Genomic DNA, 2,585 nt, shown 5'->3' on the forward strand with positions numbered 1-2,585 from the left:
CGGTGGGCGGCCGGGAGGCCATGCGCCCCGAGATCGACAACTTGTATGACGCCTTCGAGCATCCGCGTGCCGAACGTCCCTCGCTGCCGCTGCTGGCACCCGAGGAGGCCCGTTCGTACGCCGCTGAGGTGCGCGGCCGGGTGATGGACGTCCTGGAGTCGACCGCGTTCCGCGGGACGCGGTTGACCGAGGCGGGCTTCGCCTTCGGGATGATCGCGCAGCACGAACAGCAGCACGACGAGACGATGCTGATCACTCATCAGCTGCGCCGGGGTCCGCGGGCCCTGACCGCGCCGGACCCGGATCCGGCGCCCGTGTTCACCGGTCCGGCGGAAGTGCTGGTTTCCGGCGGCCCGTTCACCATGGGCACCTCCACCGAGCCGTGGGCGCTGGACAACGAACGGCCCGCGCACGTGCGTGAGGTGGCGCCGTTCTGGATCGACACCATCCCGGTCACGAACGGCGCCTACACGGCGTTCATCGAGGACGGCGGCTACGACGACCCGCGCTGGTGGGCGCCGGAGGGCTGGAGCCACATACGGCGGCACGAGATCACCGCGCCGCTGTTCTGGCACCGTGACGCCGGGCAGTGGCTGCGGCGCCGCTTCGGCGTCACCGAGGTCGTGCCGCCAGAGGAGCCGGTGCTGCACGTGTGCTGGTACGAGGCCGACGCGTACGCCCGCTGGGCCGGGCGCCGGCTGCCCACCGAGGCCGAGTGGGAGAAGGCGGCCCGCCACGACCCGGCGGGCGGCCGCTCGAGGCGCTATCCGTGGGGCGACGCCGACCCTTCCCCCGAGCACGCCAACCTCGGCCAGCGTCATCTGCGTCCGGCCCCGGCCGGAAGCTATCCGGCCGGCCAGTCGCCGCTGGGCGTGCGGCAGTTGATCGGTGACGTGTGGGAGTGGACGGCGAGCGACTTCCTGCCCTACCCGGGGTTCGTCGCGTTCCCGTACAAGGAGTACTCGCAGGTGTTCTTCGGGCCCGAGTACAAGGTGCTGCGCGGCGGTTCGTTCGCCGTGGACGCGGTGGCCTGCCGGGGCACGTTCCGCAACTGGGACTATCCGATCCGGCGGCAGATCTTCTCCGGGTTCCGCACGGCCCGCTCGGCCGACCGGGGAGATTGCTGATGTGCCGTCATCTGGCGTACGTGGGGGACGAGGAGCCGATCGGCCGGCTCCTGGTGGAAGTGCCGCACGGCCTGTACCGGCAGTCGTGGGCGCCCAGGCAGCAGCGGTACGGGACGGTCAACGCCGACGGCTTCGGCGTCGGCTGGTACGCCGCGGGCGACCCGGTGCCGGCCCGCTACCGCCGCGCCGGGCCCGTGTGGGCGGATGTGTCCTTCACCGACCTGGCCCGGGTCGTGCGCACCAGCGCGCTGCTGGCCGCCGTACGCGACGCCACCCTGGCGGGCGCGGACGCCGAGGCCGCCGCCGCGCCGTTCGCCGCGGGCCGGTGGCTGTTCAGCCACAACGGCGCCGTCCCCGGCTGGCCGGGCTCGCTCGCGGATCTCGCCCGCACGCTGCCGGCGCAGGACCTGCTGTCGCTGGAGGCCCGCAACGACTCCGCGCTCGTCTGGGCACTGGCACTGGCCCGGCTGCGCGGCGGCGACGAACCGGGTCAGGCGCTCGCCGACACCGTGGTGGAGGTGGCCTCCGCCGCCCCCGGCGCCCGCCTCAACCTGCTGCTCACCGACGGCGAGACGATCACCGCGACCGCCTGGGGCGACACCCTGTGGTACCTCGCCGAACCCGGCCGCAGCGCGGTCGTGGCCTCCGAACCCTACGACGACGACCCGCGCTGGCTCCAGGTACCCGACCGCACACTGCTCACCGCGAGCCGCCAGGACGTCCTGCTCACCCCGCTCAAGGACCTCACCGAGGACCTGGCATCCGCACCATCCGAGGAGCCGAGCCGTTGAGTCCCTTCCACGTCACCCGCACCCTGCCCGAGGACGCCATGGCCGCCGCCCTGCGCGCCGACGTCCTGCACGGCCTGACCGCCGAACCCAAGACCCTGCCGCCGAAGTGGTTCTACGACGCGCACGGCAGCGACCTGTTCGAGCAGATCACGAAACTGCCCGAGTACTACCCGACCCGCGCCGAGCGCGAGATCCTCGCCGACCGGGCGCCCGAGATCGCCGCCGCGCTGCCCGCCCGCACCCTCGTCGAACTGGGCTCCGGCTCCTCGGAGAAGACGCGCCACCTGCTGGACGCCCTGACCGGCCTGCACAGCTACGTGCCCGTCGACGTCAGCGAGAGCGCGCTGGAGCACGCCGGGCGGGCCCTGGCCGCCGAGCGGCCGGGGCTGAACGTGCACGCCCTGATCGCCGACTTCACCGCCGGGCTCGCGCTGCCCGACACGCCCGGTCCCCGGCTGCTGGCCTTCCTCGGCGGCACGATCGGCAACCTGCTGCCCGACGAGCGCGCCCGCTTCCTGACCGGGGTGCGGGCCCTGCTCTCCCCCGGCGACGCGCTGCTGCTCGGCACGGACCTCGTCAAGGACCAGGCCGTGCTCGTACGGGCGTACGACGACACGGCCGGGGTGACGGCGGCGTTCAACAAGAACGTCCTGACCGTCGTCAACCG

General features: G+C 73.3%; 3 protein-coding genes. All 3 read left to right on the top strand.

All coding sequences use genetic code 11. The features are described 5' to 3' along the window. Nucleotides 1-1,127 (top strand): ergothioneine biosynthesis protein EgtB (gene egtB / locus R2S09_RS40010; protein ID WP_316746197.1); only part of this gene is annotated, 1,127 nt, incomplete at its 5' end. Next, nucleotides 1,127-1,918 carry an ergothioneine biosynthesis protein EgtC gene (gene egtC, locus R2S09_RS40015; protein WP_316746198.1) on the top strand — a complete coding sequence of 264 codons (792 nt, stop codon included), beginning with the start codon at nucleotides 1,127-1,129 and terminating at the stop codon, nucleotides 1,916-1,918. The genes egtB and egtC, both read left to right, overlap by 1 nt. Next, nucleotides 1,897-2,585, top strand: a 689-nt coding sequence (locus tag R2S09_RS40020) for an L-histidine N(alpha)-methyltransferase (protein ID WP_316746199.1), incomplete at its 3' end; no start/stop codon positions are given. The genes egtC and R2S09_RS40020, both read left to right, overlap by 22 nt.

This window comes from Streptomyces sp. MK7 (assembly GCF_032658145.1).
Taxonomy (GTDB): domain Bacteria; phylum Actinomycetota; class Actinomycetes; order Streptomycetales; family Streptomycetaceae; genus Streptomyces; species Streptomyces spiralis.

Excerpts from the sequence above, each read along its gene's own strand:
- egtC (WP_316746198.1), top strand. The coding sequence starts at position 1,127 with ATGTGCCGTCATCTGGCGTACGTGGGGGACGAGGAGCCGATCGGCCGG.